This window comes from Sorangium sp. So ce281, assembly GCF_051527395.1.
GTDB classification, from domain to species: domain Bacteria; phylum Myxococcota_A; class Polyangia; order Polyangiales; family Polyangiaceae; genus Sorangium; species Sorangium cellulosum_B.
Window position 1 is genome coordinate 1,103,598 of the sequence record NZ_CP150322.1, and the last position, 21,966, is coordinate 1,125,563.

The window sequence follows — 21,966 nt, forward strand, 5'->3', positions numbered from 1 at the left end:
CCGAGCGCTCACCGCTTGCGGGACGGAGCCTCTCCACGGGGCAGCGCCGCCGGCCGATGCGCCTCTCCCCGTTCGCCTCGCTGGGGCGCGCGCGCCGCGACCGCCGCGCTCCGCTGCGCCGCCCCGCGGCGCGCGGCGAGGGCCCGGGTCAGCCCCTCGGCCAGCGTCGCCGCGGTGTCGAGGCCGCCGAGGTCGACGCCGAGCTCGACCAGCGTCTGCGCCAGCGCGGGCGAGACGCCCACCAGCGTGCAGGACGCGCCGAGCAGCCGCGCTGCGGACGCCGCCCCGACGAGCTGCGCGGCGGCCCGGGCGTCGAGCGCCGGCACGCCGGTGATGTCGAGCAGCACCTGCGCCGCCTGCTGCGCGGCGATCGCCTCGAGCAGGCGCTCCAGGAGCGCGCTGGCCCGCGCGTCGTCGATCATGCCCACGATGGGGAGGCAGAGCACGCCGTCCGCGACGCGGATCACCGGGACGCTCATCGCCTGGATCGCGTCCCGCTGCGCCGCGATCACCCGCACCGTCTCTTCGAGCTCCCGGTTCCGCGCCTCCAGCGACGCCTGGAGCGCCCGCTGCTCCTCGATCAGGGCCTCGTACTCGTGCTGGATCTCGGCAGCCTCCGGGACGGCGAACTGGAGCAGCACGCCCTCGAAGCCGTCCCCGGCGTCTCGCACCGGCACGCCGAAGGAGCAGACCCACACCGCTCCGCCCGCCTTGCCCGTGAGCTCCTCGACAGCGTCGGTGTCGTAGCTGATCGGCGGGATCGCGACCTCCTCGCCGCGAAAGAACCGCTCGACGTGCGGCATGATCCCGTTCTCGGCGAGCTGCGGGTCCTCCAGCATGTTGTAGTTCACTTGCAAGAACGCCTCGGCTGGGGCCCGCCAGAGCGCTTCCCAGCCGGCATTGACGGCGTGGGTCCTGCCGACGGGGCGGTGGATCGACACGCTGAAGCAGCGCGCCGCCATCAGCGCGCGCCATCTGCGCGCGTCCGCCCGCCACGATTCCATCTCCTGCTCCATCGCCTCCAGGCGGCGAGCCAGCTGAGCGCTATCGTCGTCCCCCTCGTATCCCATATGCCCGAGTGTTCCCCGAGCGGCGCCTGGCTGTCCAGCGCCGCACCGGGCGAGCGGGCGAGCAGGCGAACGTCGCGCAGTCGCTGGGGGCAGACGCTGTCATCGATCACACCAAGGAGGATTTCGCCAAGCTGCGCGGCTTCCTGGCCTCACACGCGGAGCACCAGGCAGGCCGCCGAGGCCGGGCAGGCGCCGGCGAACTCCGGGGAGGCGGCGAGGTCGGCTGGAACCGCCTCGCGCGGCGTCGAGGCGAAGCCGAGCGCCCGGAAATAGTCCGCAGCGGTCGTGGTCAGCAGGTAGACGGCCTCGAGCGACCCCACCCGCGCCGCATCGACGCGGTTGGCGACGAGAGCCCGGCCGAGCCCTTGCCCGTGAAGCGTCCGCACCACGGCCACGGAGCGTAGCAGGCCAACTCGCCCGTACGTCTCGAGCCCAGCTACGCCGACGAGCTCCAGGCTGCGCCGCATGACCACGTACGCGGCGGGGAACTGGTCGAGCAGGCCGGCCGTCGGCAGCTCCGCGCGGACAAGGAGCCCCCGAACCACGTCGAGATCGCCCGACGCAGCCGGCTCGATCTTCGCGTCGCTCAACTCCACCCCTCAGCCGCGATGAGCGCCTCGACGCGCGCCTTCACCTCGTCGCGAATGGCACGGACGCGCTCCAGCGGCTTTCCCTTCGGATCCTCCAAGGGCCAGTCGTCGCGTCGCACGCCTGGGACGGTCGGACAGGCTTCGCCACAGCCCATCGTGATCAGCATGTACGCGTCCGCTGCGAGCGCGTGCGTGAGCTTCTGCGGCGTCGACTCGGACAGATCGATCCTGATCCCCACATCACCGCAAGCAGACCGAAAGTCGCGACAAACTCGCTGAACCACTGCGGGGGCCGCCCCCATGATCCCCGACCCGACCACCGTCGCGAGAAGGAGGGCCGTCCCGAGCGCTTCGGCGACGGCCCTTCGGGTGAGATCAGCGCGCTGCATCGCCGAGCTTCGCGGGGGCGCAGCAGCCGGGCGCGCAGCACGCCGCCTCGCTCTTCGCAGGCTCGCTCTTCGCAGGCTCGCTCTTCGCAGGCTGGCTTCCCATCACGTCCGCGTCGCCCTTCACCACGAACACCTCCCACGAGTTGCCGTCGGGGTCCTCGATCCAGACCTTGTCCTGCACCGCATAGCAACACGCGGTGTTCTCCTCCGTGAAGGTCTTGAGCTCGGCCGCCTCGAAGGCGCGCTTGGCCTCGAGCACGTCGTCGGTGCTCGCGACCTGGATGCCGAAATGGCTCGCGTTCACGCCCGTGCGCGGCGCCTCTTGCATCGTCAGGTTGAGGGCAGGCGACGCAAGGTCGAACTTGGCGTAGCCAGGTCGACGCTTCGCGGCGCGCACACCGAATGCCTTCTCGTAGAACGCGACCGAGGCATCGATGTTGGAGATGTTCAGCGAAACGTGAGGCTTGAGGACGTTCATCTCGGGTACTCCTTCCAATTTTTTAGAAATAGTGGAGAAAAAATTAGCAGCAACCCTTCCCACGCTTGCAGCAGTCCTCCCAGATGTAGTCCGTGAGGCCGCGAAGCGCCGCGTAGTCGGCGCTGTAGTAGTGGAACGTTCCTTCTCCGCGCGTCCTTAGAACGCCGGCGTCGACGAGCCGCTTCAGGTGATGGCTCAGCGTGGATGCAGGCATGTGCACGTGCGCCTGGATCTCGCCTGCGGATGCGCCGTCGGCGCCGGCTTGCACAACGAAGCGCAGAATCGCGAGGCGGACGGGGTGACCGAGCGCGGCCAGTTGTTCCGCGTGACGCTCCAGTGTCGAGGGCACGCACTACTTCTACGGATCTAGAAGTACTGGCGCAAGGGGGTTCTTCCAAAAAAATCGAAGCTGTCGAAGCGGCTGCTCGGACCCCGCCCTGCGCGGTGTTCGTCCGGATCGATCGAAGTTCGGGGTGTTCGACATGCGCGGGCTCTGGTTCATCAGCGGCAACGTCCTGCGCGATCTCGCCGCGCTCAACGAGCCTCGCGACGGGGCACCTCCGCGCTCGGGCTACCCGTGGCGGCTCGGAAAGTCCCCCACGGCGGCCTCGCGCGCCCTGACCGCGCTCCGGAAGGTGGCGTAACTCCAGCTCAGATCGCTCACGCTGCACTCGTACCCGTTGTCGCGATCGAACTGCTCGCTCAGCTGGAGGCGATCGGAGTGGTAGATCACCGCCTCGAGCATCCTGTCGCCCGCGTCGATCAGCTTCGCCGCGATGTCTGGATCGGCGGGATCGCTCACGCCCACCTGCGCGAAGAACCTCTGCGTCGTGGCGTTCACGAGCGCGGCGGCGGGGGAGCTCTTGATCTTCGCCGCGAGCATGAAATAGAGCTCCGCGAAGTTGCACGTCGTGAGCGCCCACGGGTGACCGGCGTCCGGACCATGATCGGACAGGTTGCCGTCGTACGTATCCTCGGGGTACCGCCCGATCATCGGCCCCCTGCTCCGAGGCAGCGCCCGATCGGCGTCGTTGATGCGGTACCGCCGGTCGCCCTCGGTGAACGCGTCGCGCACCAGCGCGGCCGTCGAGAGCAGCACCGGGTCCGCGCAGTTCGTGGAGCCGTAGACGGCCGACATGACGACATCCACGTTGAGCGTCGCTCCCCTGCCTTCGGTGGGCCTGCCGTTCGGCCCCGTGATGGACGCGTAGTACGGCTGCCCGTCGTACGTGCCCTGGTGCGTCGCCATCTGGCTGCCCAGCCACTCTGCGGCCGCCCACATGTCGTTGATGTACGGAGAGAGCCCGTGCTCGTCGGCGCGGCTGATCAGCGAGAGGAACGCCTTTCGCTGCACGGAGCGCGCATAGAAGCTGAACCCGGCCGTCTCCTCCCAGAGGTTGTGCGTCTGCTCCTTGTAGGCCGAGAGGAGGTACCGGGTGTCCTTCTCGATGATGGACCTGGCCGTGGCGAGCGCCTGCAGCGAGAGCCGATCTTCGATGGCGAGGAGGGACAGGATGCGGTGCGCCGGGCCGTCCGTCTGCGATGTCCAGTTGTCGCGCACGGTGCCGTCGATGTTGAAGCACGCCAGCGCGAACCTGCTCGCGCGCTCGGCGTTCTCCTGGCACAGCGCCGAGAACATCGTGTAATCCTCGCAGATGGTCCGCGCCATGAAGACCGGGTTGTCGAGCGCCTCCGGAATGCAGATGGCCGCGTCCCGGATCCAGTGGTGCACATAGTCCTGGTCGGTCTGACCCCTGTCGTCCGGCAGGGACGGGGACGCGAGCACGCACCCCTTGACGGACTGCATCGCGCCCTTGCTGAAGACCCAGGTCCCCGTCGCGATGTTCCGCAGGAGGAGCACTTGCATGTACTTGCTGATCGCGTCGAACGACACGGACGAGACGTCGACGCTCGTGCTCAGGTAACCGAATGAACTGGCCATGGGACCCCCTCTCTCTCGTGGTTGGTTCCTTATATAGCGGGGCGCCGATCCGTGCGCTACGCGCGATCGCGGCGACGTGGTGTGGGAGGCCCTGCTCGAACACCTTCTTGTTGCCATCCGGTCGCACGCCCGGGCACGGGGCTTGCCCCTGTCGTGCAGGGATCCCGCGCGCGGAGCGACGCCACGACCGGCGGCGCCGGCGCGTCGAGAGGAGGCGTACGGCGGTCGCGCGCCGCGTCACGCGGCCAGCGGAGCGTCGCGGCGTTGTCGCCTCGTCTCCTCTGAACGTCGCGCTCCGCGAAGGGGCCCCGGCCGCCCGCCGCGCGGCGCCGCGTTCGACGGGCCGCCGTGGGCGACGCCGATCCCGGGATGTTCTCCGTTGCGAACAATCCGCCCCGCCGCGCACAGTGGGCGCATGGTCGACCCGCTCTTCGACGATCTGCCCGCCCTGCTGTGCTTCGCGCGCGTCGTGGAGCGCCGCTCGTTCACCGCGGCCGCGGCGGAGCTCGGGGTGTCGAAGTCGATGGTGAGCACCCGGGTCGCGCGCCTGGAGGAGCGGCTCGGCGAGCGCCTGCTCGTGCGCACCACGCGCAAGCTCACGGTCACGGACGCCGGCATGAACCTCTATGCGCGCTGCGCGCGCGTGCTCGAGGAGGCCGCCGCCGCGGTGCGGGGCGCGTCCGACGCCGACCGGGGCCGCATCCGGCTCAACGCGCCGGTCAGCTTCGCGCAGATGTACCTGGCGGAGCCGCTCGCGCGGTTCCTCCGGGCGAGCCCGGGCGCGCACGTCGAGCTCATGCTGAACGACCGCCTCGTCGACCTCGTGGAGGAGCGCGTCGACCTGGCCATCCGGATCACGAAGCTCAAGGACTCGAGCCTTGTCGCGCGCCAGCTCGCCACGACGGCGCTGCACGTGGTCGGCGCGCCGGGCTACCTCGAGCGGCGGGGGCGGCCCGAGCAGCCGGGGGATCTCCTGCGCCACGACTGCCTGCGCTACCTCCACCTGCGCGTCGAGGACGAGTGGCGCTTCTACGGGGCCGGCGGGCGCATCTCCGTCCCCGTCTCCGGCCCGCTGACGGCGAGCAACGGGACGGCGCTCCGCGAGGCGGCCGTGTCCGGGATCGGCCTCGCGGTGCTGCCGCGCTTCATGGTCGACGAGGATCTCGCGGCCGGGCGCCTGGTCACGCTGCTCGACGCGTTCGCGCCCCGGCCCATGGGCATCTACGCGGTGCACGCGGCCGGCCGGCGCCCGCCCGCGCGGGTGCGGCGGCTCATCGAGCACCTGGCGGCCGCGTTCCGCGGGATCTCGTGGGCGTAGCGAGAGATCGTTCTCCCCGGAGAACAATTCGTTCCCGGGCGCGCTCTACCGTGGCGCGGCGCCGGGGCTTACTCCTCGGGTCATGGAGGCATCACCCATGAACCGTGTCGAGACGATCCTCTCCGTTCCCCGCTCGGCCGAGCTGGCCGCGCTGATGTTGCGCCTCGGGCTGGGCGCCGTGTTCCTGGCGCACGCGCTCGCCAAGCCGCTCGTGTACACGTTGCCGGGCACCGCCGCGTTCTTCGCGGCGAGCGGCTTCCCGGGCTGGACGGCGTATCCCGTGTTTCTCGCCGAGCTGCTCGGCGGCGCGGCGCTCCTCGCCGGGCTCAGGACGCGCCTGATCTCGCTCCTGCTCCTTCCGGTGATGATCGGCGCGCTGCTCGTGCACCTGCCGAACGGCTGGATGTTCGCAGGTCAGGGGGGAGGCTGGGAGTACGTCGCCTTCCTGATGATCGCGCTCGGCGCGCAGGCCCTCCTCGGCGACGGCGCGCTCGCCGTGAGCCGGCTGCAGCGCGGCTAGCAGCTCGCCGCGCACGGTCGAGAAGGGCCGCGCGATCTGCGCGGCGGCCCGCGCCGCGTCACGGCAAGTTGGCGTCCATCCAGGCGAGCCGGGCCCGCAGGAAGTCGCGCATGACCTGCAGCTGCCCCTCCCACGTCGGCGCGGTGGGGCCGCCGAGGAAGCCCTCGCTCGACTCGATGATGCTCGACACCGGCCACTTGGCGAAGTCGCGGACCACGGCCTGCGAGAGCGGCGCGCTCAGCCTGTTCATGCGCTCCTCGATCGAGGCCTCGGACAGGTGCGTCTGGCGAAGCGCCGTGTAGCGCGCCTTCACCTGCGCCATGAAGCTCGGATCCGCGGTGAGCTTCTGATACCAGTTGTTGACGTTCCGCGTGCCGCTGAAGCGCCAGCCGGTGTCGCTCTCCGATTGCGGCGTCGCGCTCTGGGCGCCCACCCCGCCGAGCGCGAAGTTGTAATCCCACAGCGGCCCGGCCTTGAGCTTCTGATCGCGATCCTTGAAATAATAGGCGCTCCGCACGTACGCGTCCACGTTGAGCGTCAGCTCGCTGATGATCAGATAATCGATGAACGACGGCACGTCGATGTACGACGCGTAATCGCCGATCGGCGTCTGGTGGATGCTGTCGTGGAACTGCTGGATGTACTGCGTCAGCCAGGTCGCCTGCTCGTCGTTCAGGGGATCGGGGTCCACGACCTCGAGATCGATCCAGCACGTGCCGCCCTCGTCGGGACGGGGACCGCCGCCGCCGAAGCTGAACGACGGGAGGGGATCCGACCCGGTGCAGGCGAGCTTCGGCTCCTCGGCGGCCGCCTGGTCGAACTTGAAGATGTAGCCGCCGCTGATGTCCGGCAGTGCCCGGTCCGTCTCCTCGAGCTCCTTGAGATCGGTGCGGACCTTGTTGTTCTTGATGGTCTCCGAGAGCCAGTAGATGCCCTGGTAATCCGCTTCGCCGATGACGCGCGCGTCGTAGTTCAGGTAGACCTCGGCCAGCTCGACGCGTGGCGCCTGGAGGCCCATGTCGCGGCCGAGGGTGTAGGTGAACGGATTGCGGATCAACGTGCGGTCGTAGTAGGGAGGGATCAACGCCCAGTCCGAGTCGGCGGGCATGCCCAGCACCGGGTAGTCGAGGTCCTTGTCGTCGTTGTCCCACAGCTCGAGCTTGTACGGTGTTTGCGGGAAGTTCCGCGACGACTGACCGCGCACGTGGTACCCGCCGCGCATCGCCAGCGTGGGCAGCGACGCGATCGACGCGACGCCGTTGACCGGCTCCCAGATCATCACCGCCGCGTCGAAGTAGACCTCCTTGTCCGTCGGCTTGCCCATGCCGTAACCGTCCATGATCACGATGGGAAGATCGGAGGTCGCGTCGAAGGTGCGCGCGATGTAGAGGCCGGTGCTCACCGCGCCGCTCGCGGCGCCTCCCACGAACGCCTGCGCGCGGACCTGCGTCGTGACGGTGAGGGTCACGGGCTCGCCCGTGTACAACGTGGAGGACGCTGTCGGCAGCAGCCCGTCCAGCGTGTAGCGGATCTCGGCCCCCTCGATGGGGGTGGACATCCCCACCTGGATCTGATCCCTGAACGTCTGGCTGGGCGTGGAGAACGACACATCCCCGATCAGGGAGGGGGGCGGCGCCGCGGTGCCATTGCCGTCGCCGTTGCCGCCGCCGTCGCCGTTGCCGCCGCCGTTGCCGTTGCCGTTGCCGTTGCCGTCGCCGCCGTTGCCGTTGCCGTTGCCGTTGCCGTTGCCGCCGTTGCCGCCGTTGCCGTTGCCGTTGCCAGCCGGTGCCTGGCCGCAAGCAATGCTCAGAGAGAGCAGGGCGAGCGAGATGGAACGGTGAAACCGGGCAAAGCGCCCTCGTTTGACCATGGTATGATTTTCCACTGCGACCTCATTCAGAGTTCAAGGATCCTCCATTCTACTGACACACAGGGCTGCCGCGCTATCCGTTTCAGGTGCGCGCACGGTTTGCACCCCTGCGCCGTGATTGCGCCGCGGCCGGCGCGGGGCAGCGCCGGAGAGCCCGGCCTCGTCCCCTTCTGGCCTCTCCGGATCCGGGGCGAACCGGCGGCACGAACGTTGATTGGCCTCGTGGCCGCCGAGGACACGCCCTGCGCGGCTGCGCTGCGGCCACGCGCGCTCTCCGGCCGGCGCCCGCGCAGCGCGCGTGGGCCCACAACCCTCGAGATCCGTCATGACCATGTTCTGCAACCAGTGCGAGCAAGCATCCCACGGGACCGGGTGCACCACGGCCGGCGTCTGCGGCAAGGACGAGGACGTGCAGTCGCTCCAGGAGCTCCTGATCTACGGCGTGAAGGGCGTCGCCGCCTACGCGCACCACGCGCGAAAGCTCGGCATGCGCGACGAGCGGGTGAACGGCTTCCTCGAGGAGGCGCTCTTCTCCACGCTGACCAACGTGAGCTTCGACCCCGAGGCGCTCCTCGAGCTCTGCATGGAGTGCGGCCAGGTGAACCTCCTCGTGATGAGGATGCTCGACGAGGGCCACCGCCTGCGCTTCGGCGAGCCGCAGCCGGCGATGGTCCGGGAAGGCACCGTGGCGGGGCCGGGGATCCTCGTCTCGGGGCACGATCTCTCGGACCTCGCCGAGCTGCTCCGGCAGTGCGAGGGGACGGGCGTGAGGGTGTACACCCACGGCGAGATGCTGCCGGCGCACGCGTATCCGGAGCTCGCGGGCCACCCGAGCCTCGTCGGCCATTACGGCTCCGCGTGGCAGCACCAGAAGGCCGAGTTCCTGGCGTTCTCGGGGCCGATCCTGATGACCTCGAACTGCGTGCTCCTCCCGAAGGAGGCCTACCGTGATCGCCTGTTCACCACCGGCGTCACCGCGGTGCCCGGCGGCCGGCGCGTGCGCGGCGGCGACTTCTCCGAGGTCATCCAGGCGGCCCTCGCGAGCCCGCCGCTGCCCGACCGCTTCGTCCGCGAGACCGAGGTCGGCTACCACCACGAGGCGATCCTCGCGCACGCGGGGGCCATCGTGGAGGCGGTGAAGGCCGGGAAGATCAGCCGGTTCTTCCTGGTCGGCGGCTGCGACGGCCCCGAGGCGGCGCGCAGCTACTTCACGGACTACGCCGCGCAGGCGCCCCGGGATTCGTTCATTCTCACGCTCGGTTGCGGCAAGTACCGTATTCGCAACCAGGACCACGGCACCCTCCTCGGCCTGCCGCGGCTGCTCGACATGGGGCAGTGCAACGACGCCTACGGCGCCCTCCGCGTGGCCGGCGCGCTCGCCCAGGCGCTCCGCTGCGGGGTGAACCAGCTGCCCCTCACGCTGGTGATCTCGTGGCTCGAGCAGAAGGCCGTGGCGGTGCTCCTGACCCTGCTCAGCCTGGGCGTGAAGGGCATCGTGCTCGGGCCGCGCCTGCCGGCGTTCCTCTCGCCGAACGTGCTGCGGCTGCTGCAGCAGCGCTACGATCTCCGGCTGACCGCCAGGGCGCCGTCGGTGGACCTGCTGCAGCTCCACCGGGCGCCCGCGAGCGCCTGAGCGCCTGTGCGCGGGCCTGCGCCGGTACGACGCAGGCCCTGCGACTCCGGTGCTGGCTCAGTGCGATGTCGTGTCCTTGAACTCGAGGATCGCCCCCGGGTTGTCCAGGACCGTCGTGACGCCGCCGGTCGGTCCGCTCGTGTTCCCCGCGGTGTCCGTGATGACGTAGAAGGTCTTGCGGTCCGGGCTCATCGCGAGATCGCGGTACCGGTTCGTGGTCTGGAAGAGGACGACGGGCTCGCCCTCCACGGTCTTGCCGTTCGGGCTCAGCTTCACCTGGTACACGGCGCCCTTCTTGAGGGAGGTCATCAGGAGAGAGTGATCCCACCCGCGGATGCCGTGCCCGGCCGGGTAGTAGTGGAGCGAGGAGGGCGCGATCGTCGGCCAGCAGATGTACTGGTTGAAGCCGCACGCCCAGTCGAAGAAGACGTAGTCGTCGGGGACGGTGTAGAAGGTGAGGAGCGGCTCCTTGAAGTCCGGATGGCTGAAGGCGCTCTCCAGCTGCCGCGGCACGGACTCGGGAGGCGCGAAGTCGCTCCAGGAGAGCTCGTTGCACGGCGTCGGGCTCGAGGCCGACCAGTTGTCGTACGTGTACGCCTGGTCGTCCCGGTAGCCGGCGACGTACGGCCAGCCATAGTTCTTGCCGGCCTGGATGAGGTTCAGCTCGTCGTCGCTCTTCGGCCCGTGCTCGTTCGCGTAGAGCTTGTCGCCCCGGCCGAACGTGAGGCCCTGCGCGTTGCGATGGCCGTACGAGTAGATATGGCTGCGGACCCCGTCGATCTTCGGGTTGTCCTTCGGGATCGAGCCATCGACGTTCAAGCGCAGGATCTTGCCGACGTATTTCGACCAGTCGTGCGCCGCGACCTCGGCCGCCGTCGGCAGCTCCTGCGCGCGGTTCGGGTTGCACATCCTGGCGAACTGGTTGTTCCCCTGATCCCCGATGGTGTAATAGAGCTTCCCATCGGGGCCGAACAGGAGCCGCGCGGAGTTGTGATCGTCGCTCCCCGGCAGGCCCGTGATGACGTCGACAGGGTTTCCGAGCGTCTCGGTCACCCGGTTGTACGTGTAGCGGCGGATCTTCGTCCTGCGGTCCACCGCTGGATCCGCCGCGACGTTGTAGGTGAAGGACACGTACACGTAGTCCTTCCCTTTGTGCTTGAGCAGATCCGGGTGCAACGCCAGGGCCAGCAGCCCGTCCTGACCTCCCGACTGGAACGCTTCCGAGACGGTGATGGCGGTCTTCTGCAGGCCGTCCTCCGGCCTCACGCGCACGACCCGCTTCCCGGTGCGCTCGGTGAGCCACAGGTAGCCATCCGGCCCCCAGACGATCCGCATCGGAAACGAGAGATCCCGTACGATCTCGCGCGAGGTGAAGGTCGGCTCCTCGCCGGAGCACTCCTCGGCATCACCGGGATCCCCGGTGACGATGGCCTGAGCATCGGACTCGAGCGGCTCGTCCGGGGGACCCGCCTGGCCACATCCGGTGAGGCTCCACGAAGCCGTGGCAAGCAAACCAACTTGAGCCAGAACAACAGCCAGGTTGCGTGAGATAAAGGGCGACATAGGACTACCTCCCTGTCTCGTTCAAGGGACTTTCGTGTGTCGGTGCTAACCAGATCCCGCCGCGCCATGGCGTGGCGGGCGCGCTGGGAAAATCTCGGCATGCAACCGGGGATTGCGTGACATCCGGTAGAGCCCTCCCCGATTAGAGTAAGGTCTTTACTATAGCAAATGGGGCGCTCGCTCGCTCGCACTGACAACGTCGATTGGTGATGTCGGTGGACGACATTGTGCGTGAACGAGCCGCTGTGTCGTTCCTGGCGCGGACATGGCTGCTCCGGTCGGCTCGAAGCCCAGCGCGAGGCGCCACCGCGCGTTGCGGCGAGCGGCGGGGCGAGCCACCGCTGGCGGCGCGTGGCGCGGCGGAGGTGCTCTTACGAGACGAAGGCGAGCCGCCGGGACGCCGAGGGGCGCGCCCTAATCGAGCTCGCGGCGTCGCTTGCGCCTCGGCGGCCTTCGTGTCCGGGTCGCTGTGTCAGGACGGCCGAGCGCCGCAGCGCCGCAGCGCTCGCGATGTCGCGTGCCGCACGGCGCTCGAAGGAGCGCTGGATCTCGGTGGGGTTACTTCGCCGGCGCCGGCTCTGCCGACACGTCGAGCTTCTCGATCGAGCGCGGGGTCCCGAAGCCGGGCCCGCCGAGCGCGGTCTCGACCTTCAGATACACGTCCTGATGCCCGGAGGAGCGCGCGGCGTCGAGGAGGACGTCATTGCGGTAGAGCGTCACGACCAGCCCCGCGACGACCGACAGCGCGAGCGTCAGGCGCTGCGCCCGGCCCGTTTCGCGCGCGCGGGGCGCCGCGTAGGGCGACTCGTTGAACAACTCCGGCTCCCGCGCCTCCGGCATCCACGGCGGTGAGGTGGGCCGAGACGCCGCGAGCATCGCCGCGGGCGGCGCCTGCACCTCGGTCCGCGTCACGAGGTGAGGCGAGCTGTCGTCCAGCGCTCGGAGCGGCATCGTGTCGCCGAGCGACATCGGGGCGCCGAGCGGCATCGTGGACGACATGGGCGACGCCACCGGCGTCGGATGGTCGGAGTCCATGTTCCGCCGCGCGGGGGCGCGCGGGGGCGGCGGAGGCGGGCCCCCGCGCGCCGTGCTCGGCGGAGGCCCCTGGACCTGCGCCGGCTCGGGCGGCGTCGGCTCGATTCCCGCCACGACGCCGAGCGGCTGCCAGGCGGCCATCCCGGGGCGCCAGATCTTCGTCGTCTCGTCGATCACGTCGAGACGGAACAGATCGTCGAGCTTGTCCAACGTGAGTACCTTGATGTCGTCAGGCGCGATCGCGACGTGCCAGAGGCTCTCGCGATCATCGGTTGCCGGGACGGGCGGCGCCGGGCGCCTGGCCGGAAGGGGCGGCGGTTTCATACAAAGTCCTCCCTTGCGCCCGCGAGGATGCCACGGCGCGAGCGCACCGTACACAACGACATGAGGCCCCGCGTGCTTTCGAGACGGTGCGGATTTTTGCAATGAGTGAGGTGTGACCCGTGGCGCTGGCGGGATCCTCGCCATGCCGGTATTCTCGCCGGCGATGGCGGCGGAGCATGGAGGCAGTCATGAACATCGCGGATGAGGCGATCGCGGCCGGCAACAGCGCTGGATCGTCCAGCTTCCGACGCTGGATGCGCGTGATGCCGGCGCTCCTCCTCGTCGCGGCCGCCGCGTTCGTGGCGGCATATTACGTCCCGCTTCACCGCGCTCACGTGCTCTTGCTGGAGGAGCAGCGGAAGTCGAACCAGAAGGCCAAAGAGCTCGAACAGACGCTGGGCCAGGTGCGCGGGGAGCTCGAGGCGAAGACGGCGCAGATCGAGAAGGGCGAGGCGGAGCGGCAGCAGACCGAGGCCGCGAAGAAGTCGGGCGTCGAGCGGGTCGCGCAGATCAAGGCGGAGCTCGCGGGGAAGCTCGACAAGCACGTCAAGAAAGGGGTCGCGGCGGTCGCGGTCGCGGAGGGGCAGGCGTTCGTCGCGCTCTCAGAGGGCGCGGTGTTCCTCCCCAACACGGTCGACGTGAGCCCGCAGGGGCAAGCCCTCCTGTGCCAGGTCTCGGGCGCGCTGTCCGCGAGCGGCGGCGGCCAGGCGCCGCTGCGCGTCGGCGCTGTCAGCGGTCCTCCGGCCTCGGTGCCGGCCCCCTTGCAGGCCGCCTATCCGACGCCGTGGGAGCTCTCCGCGGTCCGCGCGGCGACCGTCACGCAGACGCTCCAGGACAAGTGCGCGGTGGCAGGGGCCCGGCTGTCGGCGGTCGGGTACGCCGAGCACGACCCCGCGGCCGCCGCGCTCGGGGAGACCAAGCTGGCGCCGGGGCGCGTCGAGATCTCCGTCGCGCTGCCGGCGGCCTCCGCGGAGAAGTGACGGTCGCGCGGGCGCTCGACGTGCGCGCCGTCACGCGCCCCCCAGGCTGGCCGCGATGATCCGGCGCAGCTCCTCCTCGACGAACCGCTGCTTCGACAGCACCGCCCGCACGCCGAGCCCGCGCAGCGCGGCCTCGCTCTGCTCCTGCGCCGCCGTCGTCAGCACCACGACCGGCACCCGGGCGAGCCCGGGCGAGCGCCTGAGCTCCGCCACCATCTCCAGGCCGCTCAAGTAGGGCATCTCCAGGTCGGTGAGCACCACGTCGGGCGGCGCCGCCCGCGCCCGCGCGAGCCCATCCCGCCCGTCGCACGCCTCCTCCACGCGCAGCCCCATCGACCGCAGGATGCCGCAGAGCAGCTCCCGCGCGACGGGCGCGTCCTCCACGACCAGCGCGAGCGGCTCCCGCTTCTGCTCGGCGGCGGCGGTGAAGGGCGCGTCCCGCGGCGCCTGCCGGGCGTACGCGAACAGCCGCTCCACGTCGAGGAGCAGCATCGCCTCGCCGTCCGCCGTCGGCGCCACCCCGCGCACGAGCGGCGAGGTGAGGGGCATCTCCTCCGAGCGCACGAGCGCGACCAGCCGAGGGTTCTCGTAGCCGTCCACGCTCACCGCGAACAGGCCCGCGGCGTGGTGCAGCACGAGCGCCGCGTCCCCGGGCTCGGGCGGGCCTCCGTCGCCGAGCACCGCCCCGAGCGCGTACAGCGGCGCGAGCTCGGCGCCGGCGCCGCCTGTCAGGCGCACGCGCGGCCCGTCGGGGGCGCGCAGGAGCTCCTCGTCCTCCAGCAGCACGACCGAGTGCACGGCGTGCGTCGGCACCGCGCACCGGAAGCGCCCGCTGGAGATGGGGACCACCTCCTCGCCGTGCAGGTTCTTCGGCACCACGAGCAGGATCGTCGTGCCGAGCCCGGGCTTCGAGTCGACCCGCACCTGCCCGCCCAGCGCGCCGATCTCGCGCGCCACGATGTCGAGCCCGACGCCGCGGCCCGAGATCGCGCCGACGCTGCGGCTCGTCGTGAGCCCGTGCGCGAACAGGTACGGGATGAGCTCGGCGTCGTCGAGGGTCGAGGCGCCCGGGACCGACGGCGCGAGCACCTCGCGCAGGCGGGCGAAGTCGACCCCGCCGCCGTCGTCCTTCACCTCGACCCGCACGGCGGCGTCGGTCTGGACCACGGTCACCGCCACCGTCCCGCGCGCGGGCTTCCCCCGGCGCGCCCGGACGTCCGCCGGCTCGATCCCGTGGTCGATGGCGTTGCGCACGAGGTGCAGGAGCGCCGGCTCGAGGCGGCGCTCCACGGCCGCGTCGAGCAGCCCCGTCCCCTCGACCCGCGCCTCGACGTCCTTGCCCAGCATGCGCGCCGCGCTCCGGGCGGCGAGCGACACCTGGTTCAGCAGGCGCTCGGTGCGCACGACCGACGCCCTCCGGACCACCTCGTCGAGCTCGCCGAGCGCGCGCCCCGCCGCGAAGTCGTTGCTGGACCAGTCCGCCCGGACGGCGCTCAGGAGGCGCTCGATCTCCGCGCCGTAGCCGAGCGTCTTCGCGATGCGCTCCGCGAATCGATCCACGTCCGCGCGGCGGGGGTCGATCTCGACGAGCAGCGCGCGGAGCATGCGCTGGGACTCGCGGAGCCGCCGCTGGATGACCTCCCGCTCGTCGTGGAGCCGCTGGAGCTCCCGCAAGAGCGTCCCGACGGCCTCGGCGTCGAGGGCCGCGCGGGCGGTCGGCTGGGCGAGGTCGGGCGGCGCGTCGGGCTGGTCCAGCCGCGGCGGCAGGGCGCTCTCGTGCACCGAATCACACGGCGGCGCGAGCGGCGGCGCGAGCTCGCCGGCGGGCGGGCCGCTGCCGCCGAGCTCTGCGCGCGCAGCGCGGAGCGTCTCCTTCACGATCTCGAGCTCGGGCGCGGCCTCGGCGTCGGGGCTCGCCGACAGGAGCCCGAGCCCCTCCAGCGCCCCGAGGAGGCTGTCGCCGGTGAGCTGCGTGGGGCGCGCGCCGCCCCGCACCGCGTCGATGACGTCCTCCGCCAGCTCGGCCAGGTCGCCGCACGCGGCGAGCTCCAGCATGTGCGCCTCGCCCTTCAGCGTGTGCAGGAGCCGGCGCAGCACCTGCAGGTTGCCGCTCAGGCCCTGCTCGTAGCCGAGCCACAGGTCCGTCGCCTGGGCCACGCGGTCCGGCATGGTCCGGTGGAACGCGGCGACGAGATCAGCCCGGCTCCTCATCCGCGTCCGCCTCCGCGCCTTCGGGCTTGCCGGCCCTCGCTCCAAGCGGCTTGACCCGGAAGGCCTTCGCCGTCGTCTTGAGCACGTGCGACAGCTGGAGCAGCGACTCGGCCGAGCGCGTCGCGGCCACGCTGCTCGTCAGCGTGTCGTTCACCGCCCCGACGATGTTGACGATCGCCGTCTTGACCCGCGCCGTCCCCTCGCGCTGGTGGTCCACCGCGTCCGAGATCTGCGCGGCGGCCGCGGCCGTGTCGCGGGCCAGCTTGATCCCGTCCTCGGTCGCGAGCACGGACGCGTGGGAGGCCGCGTGCATGTTCGCCACGAGCTTCCGGATGTCGCGCACCGAGTCCATGACGTGCTCGGACAGGCGGCGCATCTCGGCGGCCACGAGCGAGAACCCGCGCCCCACCTCGCCGGCCTTCGTGCCCTCGAGCGCGGCGTTGAGCGCGAGCAGGTCCGACTTGTCGGCGATGCTCTGGATCAAGGACAGGATCTCGCCGATGCGGTCCGAGTGGGAGCTGACGAGGCGCGTCTGCTCCGCCGTGTGCTGGACGCTGACGAGGCTCCGCTGCGCCGTCTCGTGCACGGTGGCCGCGTCCTTCGCGATGTGATCCGCGCTGGCGGTCAGGGCCTCGACGGTCCGCCGGATCTCCTCGAGCGCCGCGTTCTGCTGGCTCGCGCTCGTCTCCTGCTCGCGCACCGACGAGAACATGCCGGCGGCGGCCGACGCGACCTCCGCCGAGGTGTTGCCGATCCGCGAGGCGAGCTCCTGGAGGCTCGTCACCATGGAGCGGAACGCGGCGAACAGCTCCCCGTCGCCGGTGATCTTGCACGTGAAATCGCCGCCCGCGACCCGCGCGGCCGTCTCCTGGAGCTCGCGCAGCTGGGTGTTCATCCGCTCGAACGCGCTGGCCATGTCCCCGAGCTCGTCGTCCGAGATCCTGAGGGACAGCCGGGCCGAGACGTCGCCGCGGGCGATCCGGTCCGCCGCCTCCTTGATGTGCGCCATCGAGCGCGTCATGCGCGCCGAGATGACCCAGGCGAGGCCCAGGCCGAGCAGCGCGATCCCCGCCGATTGCAGGGCGATGGTCCTGCGCGCGTCGGCGCGGCGCTCGGCGATCCGGTCGCTGCGCAGCCCGACGGCCAGCGTCCCGAGCTGGCGATCGCCGTTCCGCGACCGGATCGGGGCCTCGCTGACGACGACGCCGGCGTCGCCCCGGCCCCGCGCGCCCTCGGGCGCCTGCGCCGCGCCGATCGCGGCGATGCGCTGCCCCCTCGCGTCGTGGACCGACACCCAGCTCACCAGGGGATCGGTCATCGCGGTGCGCAGGGTGTCCGGGAAGGTCTCCGGCGGCTGCTCGAGGTCCATGGCCACGCCGATGGGCTCCTTCAGCATGGTCGCGAGGATGCCGGCGCGCTCGCGCAGCTCGGCCTCGCTCGCCCGCGCGGCGTGCTCGGGGATCAGCCACAGATCGAGCGCCGACAGCACGATGGCCACCGACGCGACGAGGGCGGCGATCTTCCAGCGGATGGAGCGAAAGTTGAGCATAGCGGGTGAGGGGCGGCGATGGCGGACGCTGAACGAGGGGCGCTGGATGGGCGACGGGAGATCGCGAGTCGTGAACCGTGAGCCGTGAACCTGCGGGCGGCGACGCGCGGCGTCCGGTGACGGACGTCGCGAGGGCCTCAGTCGACGATGCGGGCGAGCCGGAGGAGCTGCGGGTCGAAGCGGAGGCCGATGGCGTTGGCGTGCTTCACGTTCAGCAGGAGCTCGGGCTTGGCGCCCGAGAGCCCCACGGCGACGGCGCAGCCGCGCTTCGTGTCGTCGCCGTCGCCGCACACGACGATGCGGGCGACCGCTCCCTCGCGCGACGGGATGTCCGGGATGGCCGCGGCGAGCCCGCGCGCCACATAGACCACCTCGGCGCCGGCGGCGCGCAGCGCCTCCTGCAGCTTGGCCCTCCCGCTGTACGTCACGCGCAGGACGGACGCCGGCCGCTTGGCCACGGTCGTCTTCGCGGCCAGCCTGGAGAGCACGGCCGCCATCGCGCTCGCGTCCTCCGCGCTCGCGCCCGACTCCGCCCCGACGACCGCGAGCACGGCCGGGCCCGCGCGGCTCGCGAACCCGCTCTCGTAGCCGATCGACCGCAGGAGGATGGCGCCCCGCAGCTCGTAGGGGACGGAGGGGGCAGAGCGGCTCTCGGTGCTCACGGTCGTGAGGAGCGCCGCGGCCATCAGCATTCGAATCGACGAGATCGGAGACACCATGTTCCGCTGGCGAGCTCTGTACGATCGCGGACGGATCCTCGACGGGCGTGGCATCAGGCGACCGCGGTCCCCACGTCAGCGTTCCTTGCCGGCGAGCCGCTTGACCAGGGCCGGCAGACGATCGAGGTGGCGCTTCGAGAGGACCGCGTCCGCCTGGACCTCCAGCTTCAGCTGATCGAGCTCCCGCTCGGAGTGTCCGGACATCAGGATGACGCTGAGCTGCCCGAGCCGCTGGTTCTTCCGGAACAGGGTGAGCAGCCGGTCCCCACGGATGGTGGGCATGAAGACGTCGAGGACGACGACGCGCACCTGGTGCCGCACGATGGCCTGCGTCGCCCCGATGGGGGAGGGGAGCGCGAGCACCTGAAAACCGGCAGAGCCCAGCACGCGAGACACCTCTTCTCGGGCGATCTCGCTGTCGTCGATCACCAGCACCGGCGGGTTCGCCGGCGCGCTTGTCACCGTGCTCGCCGGCGCGCTCGCCGGCGACCGCGACAGCGGGGCCGCGCTCGCCGGGGGCGCCTCCTCGGCCGAATCGAGCGGCGGTCTGGCCCTGGACGCAGGTGATCGGGAGCTCGGAACACTCATGGATTCGACCAGACGCCCTGAGCTTCGCGCGTCGCCGCGAAGGGCCGAGGCGCAGCGTCGGAGGCGTCGACCAGGTGGATTGCGTCGAGGAAGGTCACTGCTCCCTCGCTGGTGTCGACGAGAGCGTTCGGCGCGGGCTCCCCGAACACCTCGACCGCGGCGACACACCGCGTCTTGCCGGCGGGCAATCCCAGGTAGCCGCGCGCAGCGCGGCAGACGACGATGCGGAGCGGGGTGGCCTCCGGCTCCGCGAGGACGGGCGACGCGATCACGATGATCCTCCCCCGGTCCTGGAGGATGCCCATCACCCGGGGGTCGGTGCGCGGCAGCGGCAAGGGGGCGCGCCACGCGATCACCTCTTCCACCTGCTGCGCCCTCAGCGCGAAAGTCACCGAGCCCATGTCGAAGAGCAGCAAATCGACAACGGCCCTCTCGCGCGGGCCCTTGTCCGGGGTGTCGTCGCGCAGATCGTGAACCTGGCTGATTGCTTCGGACAAGGTGTCCTCGATTTATCACAAGGGCAGACGCCGGGGAGGTGCATTCGTATCGGGCCGCGCGGTGTCGGGAGATTTCTGACGTCGGTTCTGCTGTCGCTGCCGTGCGTGCTGCCTTCCCGCGCGAGCCGCCTTCCCGCGCGAGCCGCCTTCCCGCGCGGGCCGCCTTCCCGCGCAGGCCGGCGGCGTCAGTAAGACGCCTCGACCGAGGCGCCCACGTAGGGGCGACCGGTGGTGATGATCAGCCGGTGCGAGGCGTAGGACGGTGGAGGGACCTTGTTGAAGGTGAGGTTCTTGCCGAACACGGAGACCCAGACGCGCTCGATCGGCGAGAAAGACACAGCGGCGTCGAGGTTGAACGCCGATCGCGCCGCCAGCCGATCTCTGGGCGGCAGCTCGTCCGTGTCGTGGGCGGGCGCGTCCCTGGAGCCGTGGCTGTTCATGCCCGTCCGGAAGGTCGCGGCGAGCCCGGCGGTGAACCGGCTGGCGCTGTAGCTCAGGTGGCCTTTGACGAGGTGGATGGGGTAGTTGGCCCAGGTCTCGCCGTCCCAGTTGGTCAGGATGTTGAGGTCGCTCTCGGCGCCGAACGGCTTCGACACGCTGTACCAGAGGTCCCCCGCGAACCCGCCGCCGAGGTCGCCGATCGCGCCGATCTCGCCGCCGAGGGCGTCGACGTCCGCGGTGCTGTTCGAGAAGCTGCCCCACCAGCCGCCCGCGGACGGGTGCCTGGGGTTGTGGGCCACGTGGTGCTCGAAGTCCTCGGGCCGCACCTGATCCCACGACACCCAGCCGAGGGGTTTCTTGTAGCGCTCATAGAAGACCGCGACGTCGAGGGCGAGGCGCTCGTCGAGCAGGCCCACGACATAGTCGAGCTCCACGAGGTGGGAGGACTCCGGAACGAGCGAGGGCAGCGGCGCGATGGGCTCGTCCTCGAAGGCGGCGTTGAATTGCTCGAGCCAGTTGAAGTAGGCGGCGTCCGGAAAGCGGAAGCCCTTCTGGTAGGACAGCTTGACGTTCTGCGTGTCGCTGATCGCGTAAGCGGCCGCGACGCGGTAGGAGGGGCTGTTCACCGGCTCGGGCGCGCGCGAGAGGCCCCCGCGGAGGTTCAGCTCTCCAAACCCGGTGTGATCGAAGCGCAGGCCCGCGGAGACGGTGAGATCGCGGAAGGTGACCGTGCTCTCGCCGAAGGCGGCGAGCTCGGTCCACGAGAAGCTCTCCGGAGACTCGAAGGCGGTCCCGTAGAGCCGCCCCCAGCGGGACCTCTGGCCGCTGAAGCGCTTGTGGCTCGCCGACGCGCCGATCGCGATCTGGCTGTTCGGCAGCGCCGTCGTCTTGTAGACCGCCTTGATGTCCCGGTGCTCCTCGCCGAGGCCCCCGACCGGCAGGACCGCCGCGCCCGGGACCGCATTGGACGCCTTCGCCATCTCGTCTGCGACCCAGTCGGCCGGGACGAGGGCCGTCTCGAAGGCCGAGAAGGTCGGGACCAGCTCGACCCTGTGCTGCTTGGACAGGTGGACGTGGATCTCCGGCGTGACGGCGAACGTCCTCTGCCGCACATGGCCGGTGTTGCTGTCGGACCACTGGCCCGCGAGCTGCTCGCGGGTCATGGCCCTGTTCGGGGCGTTGCCCATCATCGACGTCTGCGCGTAGTCGAGCCGCAGGTCGACGCTGACGGGGCTGCGCTCGGAGCCGTAGCGGAAGCGGCCGAAGCCCTTGTAGCTCGGCTCGCCGAGGGCGTTGACGCGCGTGTGGCGCAGGAAGGGAGACGTCGTGACGCCTGCGTAGCCCTTGCCATACAGCTCCGCGGTGTTCGGCCGGGGCGCCTGGGGCAGCTCTCCTTCGTTGTCGGCGTGGCCGAAGTAGAGGAAGCAATCGGCGTTGTGCTTCTCGCTGAGCAGGCCGCCGTAGCTGACCTCCAGGGTGCGCGTGTCGCCGGAGGCATACGACGCCTTGCCCCAGAGCCCGGGGCGGGTGATCCCCGTGGGCCTGAGGACGTTGACGAAGCCGCTGATCGCGCCGGAGCCGTGCACGATGGCGCCGGGGCCGAGGATCACCTCGACCCGCTCGATGTCTCCGGTGAGGGGCACGGCCAGCGTGCTCCCGATGGCGCCGAAATGGGCGCGCATGTTCGTGTTCACGCCGTCGACCATGACGAGCGTCTTGGCGTTGTTGTCGATGAGCACGCCGCGCACGCCGATGAGGCGCGAGGTGCGCTCGTGCTCGCCGATCACGACGCCGGGCTGGTGGGCTTGCAAGAGGTCGTCGAGCGAGCGGACGGCGTAGAGCTTCAGCGTCCGCGCGTCATAGAGGCGCGCCTGACCGGTCGACGTCTTGCTCTCGGTCTCGAAGAAGCCAGTCGACGAGACCTTCACGTTGAGCAGCTCCTCGAGATCGAGCGAGAGGAACTGCCCCTGACCGCCGTCATCGCCGCTGGCCAGCGCCTCGCTCCCCGGGGCCTGCGCCCAGGAGGAGCCCGCCGCCCCGAGAGGGCATAGCAGCGAGCAGAGGAGCAAAGCCGACTTGCGCATCGATTCCCCCACGTCCGAGCGCCGGGCAGGGCGCACGGGATTCGGGGCGAGCCGGCGTGCCGGTGGCCCGAGGTCTGGAGCACGCCTGGACCGCCGGCCATGGCTGTGCGCGGCGGCGCCAGCGGGCGCGCGCTGCCCGGTCTCCCCCACGAGTCTGCAACGGAT

The 21,966-nt window shown here is 70.7% G+C and carries 18 protein-coding genes and 1 pseudogene; 4 read left to right on the plus strand and 15 right to left on the minus strand.

Annotated features, from left to right (window positions below; all coding sequences use genetic code 11):
• Nucleotides 1-8: 8 nt before the first annotated feature.
• The 6 genes and pseudogenes from WMF27_RS04125 to WMF27_RS04150 all read right to left on the minus strand — a co-directional run bounded on the left by WMF27_RS04125 (nucleotide 9) and on the right by WMF27_RS04150 (nucleotide 4,469).
• Nucleotides 9-1,004, minus strand: a complete 996-nt coding sequence (locus tag WMF27_RS04125) for an STAS domain-containing protein (protein WP_437761554.1) — start codon at nucleotides 1,002-1,004, stop codon at nucleotides 9-11.
• A 215-nt stretch (nucleotides 1,005-1,219) separates the two neighbouring features.
• On the minus strand, nucleotides 1,220-1,660 hold the full coding sequence (arsN2, locus tag WMF27_RS04130) for an arsenic resistance N-acetyltransferase ArsN2 (protein WP_437761553.1): 441 nt from the start codon (nucleotides 1,658-1,660) through the stop codon (nucleotides 1,220-1,222).
• A gap of 290 nt (nucleotides 1,661-1,950) precedes the next feature.
• A pseudogene (locus WMF27_RS04135) lies at nucleotides 1,951-2,049 on the minus strand (aquaporin family protein); the annotation flags it as partial.
• Complete coding sequence (locus WMF27_RS04140) at nucleotides 2,036-2,527, minus strand: ArsI/CadI family heavy metal resistance metalloenzyme (protein ID WP_437761552.1); 492 nt, start codon at nucleotides 2,525-2,527, stop codon at nucleotides 2,036-2,038. The gene WMF27_RS04140 and the pseudogene WMF27_RS04135, both read right to left, overlap by 14 nt.
• 43 nt (nucleotides 2,528-2,570) lie before the next feature.
• Nucleotides 2,571-2,876, minus strand: a complete 306-nt coding sequence (locus WMF27_RS04145) for an ArsR/SmtB family transcription factor (RefSeq protein ID WP_437761551.1) — start codon at nucleotides 2,874-2,876, stop codon at nucleotides 2,571-2,573.
• A gap of 222 nt (nucleotides 2,877-3,098) precedes the next feature.
• Nucleotides 3,099-4,469, minus strand: a complete 1,371-nt coding sequence (locus WMF27_RS04150) for a glycoside hydrolase family 15 protein (RefSeq protein ID WP_437761550.1) — start codon at nucleotides 4,467-4,469, stop codon at nucleotides 3,099-3,101.
• Between the two features lie 415 nt (nucleotides 4,470-4,884).
• Between WMF27_RS04150 and WMF27_RS04155 the strand changes: the two genes are divergently transcribed.
• Together WMF27_RS04155 and WMF27_RS04160 are read left to right on the plus strand one after the other, a co-directional pair.
• Complete coding sequence (locus tag WMF27_RS04155; RefSeq protein ID WP_437761549.1) at nucleotides 4,885-5,787, plus strand: LysR family transcriptional regulator; 903 nt, start codon at nucleotides 4,885-4,887, stop codon at nucleotides 5,785-5,787.
• Nucleotides 5,788-5,884: 97 nt separating this feature from the next.
• Complete coding sequence (locus WMF27_RS04160) at nucleotides 5,885-6,307, plus strand: DoxX family protein (protein WP_437761548.1); 423 nt, start codon at nucleotides 5,885-5,887, stop codon at nucleotides 6,305-6,307.
• A gap of 58 nt (nucleotides 6,308-6,365) precedes the next feature.
• Here WMF27_RS04160 and WMF27_RS04165 read toward each other — a convergent pair whose 3' ends face one another.
• Entirely contained in the window at nucleotides 6,366-8,177 is a 1,812-nt protein-coding gene (locus tag WMF27_RS04165; protein WP_437761547.1) for a CotH kinase family protein, read from the minus strand.
• A gap of 331 nt (nucleotides 8,178-8,508) precedes the next feature.
• Between WMF27_RS04165 and hcp the strand changes: the two genes are divergently transcribed.
• A complete protein-coding gene (gene hcp, locus WMF27_RS04170) occupies nucleotides 8,509-9,810 on the plus strand; it encodes a hydroxylamine reductase (RefSeq protein WP_437769902.1) in 1,302 nt (433 codons plus the stop codon).
• A gap of 57 nt (nucleotides 9,811-9,867) precedes the next feature.
• Here the strand turns inward: hcp and WMF27_RS04175 are convergent, their stop codons facing one another.
• Together WMF27_RS04175 and WMF27_RS04180 are read right to left on the minus strand one after the other, a co-directional pair.
• Nucleotides 9,868-11,322 carry a glucose/sorbosone family PQQ-dependent dehydrogenase gene (locus WMF27_RS04175; protein WP_437761546.1) on the minus strand — a complete coding sequence of 485 codons (1,455 nt, stop codon included), beginning with the start codon at nucleotides 11,320-11,322 and terminating at the stop codon, nucleotides 9,868-9,870.
• 609 nt (nucleotides 11,323-11,931) lie between these two features.
• Entirely contained in the window at nucleotides 11,932-12,732 is an 801-nt protein-coding gene (locus WMF27_RS04180; RefSeq protein WP_437761545.1) for a DUF4339 domain-containing protein, read from the minus strand.
• Nucleotides 12,733-12,920: 188 nt separating this feature from the next.
• On the opposite strand from WMF27_RS04180, the gene WMF27_RS04185 reads away from it, so the two are divergent.
• Complete coding sequence (locus tag WMF27_RS04185) at nucleotides 12,921-13,712, plus strand: OmpA/MotB family protein (RefSeq protein WP_437761544.1); 792 nt, start codon at nucleotides 12,921-12,923, stop codon at nucleotides 13,710-13,712.
• A 30-nt stretch (nucleotides 13,713-13,742) separates the two neighbouring features.
• Here the strand turns inward: WMF27_RS04185 and WMF27_RS04190 are convergent, their stop codons facing one another.
• From WMF27_RS04190 to WMF27_RS04215, 6 genes are all read right to left on the minus strand, one after another.
• Complete coding sequence (locus WMF27_RS04190; protein ID WP_437761543.1) at nucleotides 13,743-15,923, minus strand: hybrid sensor histidine kinase/response regulator; 2,181 nt, start codon at nucleotides 15,921-15,923, stop codon at nucleotides 13,743-13,745.
• Nucleotides 15,907-17,472 carry a methyl-accepting chemotaxis protein gene (locus WMF27_RS04195; RefSeq protein ID WP_437761542.1) on the minus strand — a complete coding sequence of 522 codons (1,566 nt, stop codon included), beginning with the start codon at nucleotides 17,470-17,472 and terminating at the stop codon, nucleotides 15,907-15,909. The genes WMF27_RS04190 and WMF27_RS04195 overlap by 17 nt, the downstream gene beginning before the upstream one ends.
• 137 nt (nucleotides 17,473-17,609) lie before the next feature.
• Complete coding sequence (locus tag WMF27_RS04200; protein WP_437761541.1) at nucleotides 17,610-18,191, minus strand: YfiR family protein; 582 nt, start codon at nucleotides 18,189-18,191, stop codon at nucleotides 17,610-17,612.
• Between the two features lie 75 nt (nucleotides 18,192-18,266).
• Nucleotides 18,267-18,779: a response regulator gene (locus tag WMF27_RS04205; protein ID WP_437761540.1), complete on the minus strand. Its 513-nt coding sequence runs from the start codon at nucleotides 18,777-18,779 to the stop codon at nucleotides 18,267-18,269.
• Complete coding sequence (locus WMF27_RS04210; RefSeq protein WP_437761539.1) at nucleotides 18,776-19,276, minus strand: chemotaxis protein CheW; 501 nt, start codon at nucleotides 19,274-19,276, stop codon at nucleotides 18,776-18,778. The genes WMF27_RS04205 and WMF27_RS04210 overlap by 4 nt, the downstream gene beginning before the upstream one ends.
• A 185-nt stretch (nucleotides 19,277-19,461) precedes the next feature.
• A complete protein-coding gene (locus tag WMF27_RS04215; RefSeq protein WP_437943839.1) occupies nucleotides 19,462-21,801 on the minus strand; it encodes a TonB-dependent receptor in 2,340 nt (779 codons plus the stop codon).
• Nucleotides 21,802-21,966: the final 165 nt, after the last annotated feature.

What these genes read in the sequence shown, in the direction of transcription:
- WMF27_RS04185 (WP_437761544.1), top strand. Translation starts at nt 12,921, where the DNA reads ATGAACATCGCGGATGAGGCGATCGCGGCCGGCAACAGCGCTGGATCG.
- WMF27_RS04190 (WP_437761543.1), bottom strand. Translation starts at nt 15,923, where the DNA reads ATGAGGAGCCGGGCTGATCTCGTCGCCGCGTTCCACCGGACCATGCCG.
- WMF27_RS04150 (WP_437761550.1), bottom strand. Translation starts at nt 4,469, where the DNA reads ATGGCCAGTTCATTCGGTTACCTGAGCACGAGCGTCGACGTCTCGTCC.
- WMF27_RS04180 (WP_437761545.1), bottom strand. Translation starts at nt 12,732, where the DNA reads ATGAAACCGCCGCCCCTTCCGGCCAGGCGCCCGGCGCCGCCCGTCCCG.
- WMF27_RS04200 (WP_437761541.1), bottom strand. Translation starts at nt 18,191, where the DNA reads ATGGTGTCTCCGATCTCGTCGATTCGAATGCTGATGGCCGCGGCGCTC.
- WMF27_RS04165 (WP_437761547.1), bottom strand. Translation starts at nt 8,177, where the DNA reads ATGGTCAAACGAGGGCGCTTTGCCCGGTTTCACCGTTCCATCTCGCTC.
- WMF27_RS04205 (WP_437761540.1), bottom strand. Translation starts at nt 18,779, where the DNA reads ATGAGTGTTCCGAGCTCCCGATCACCTGCGTCCAGGGCCAGACCGCCG.
- hcp (WP_437769902.1), top strand. Translation starts at nt 8,509, where the DNA reads ATGTTCTGCAACCAGTGCGAGCAAGCATCCCACGGGACCGGGTGCACC.
- WMF27_RS04195 (WP_437761542.1), bottom strand. Translation starts at nt 17,472, where the DNA reads ATGCTCAACTTTCGCTCCATCCGCTGGAAGATCGCCGCCCTCGTCGCG.
- WMF27_RS04155 (WP_437761549.1), top strand. Translation starts at nt 4,885, where the DNA reads ATGGTCGACCCGCTCTTCGACGATCTGCCCGCCCTGCTGTGCTTCGCG.
- WMF27_RS04215 (WP_437943839.1), bottom strand. Translation starts at nt 21,801, where the DNA reads ATGCGCAAGTCGGCTTTGCTCCTCTGCTCGCTGCTATGCCCTCTCGGG.
- WMF27_RS04160 (WP_437761548.1), top strand. Translation starts at nt 5,885, where the DNA reads ATGAACCGTGTCGAGACGATCCTCTCCGTTCCCCGCTCGGCCGAGCTG.
- WMF27_RS04125 (WP_437761554.1), bottom strand. Translation starts at nt 1,004, where the DNA reads ATGGAATCGTGGCGGGCGGACGCGCGCAGATGGCGCGCGCTGATGGCG.
- WMF27_RS04140 (WP_437761552.1), bottom strand. Translation starts at nt 2,527, where the DNA reads ATGAACGTCCTCAAGCCTCACGTTTCGCTGAACATCTCCAACATCGAT.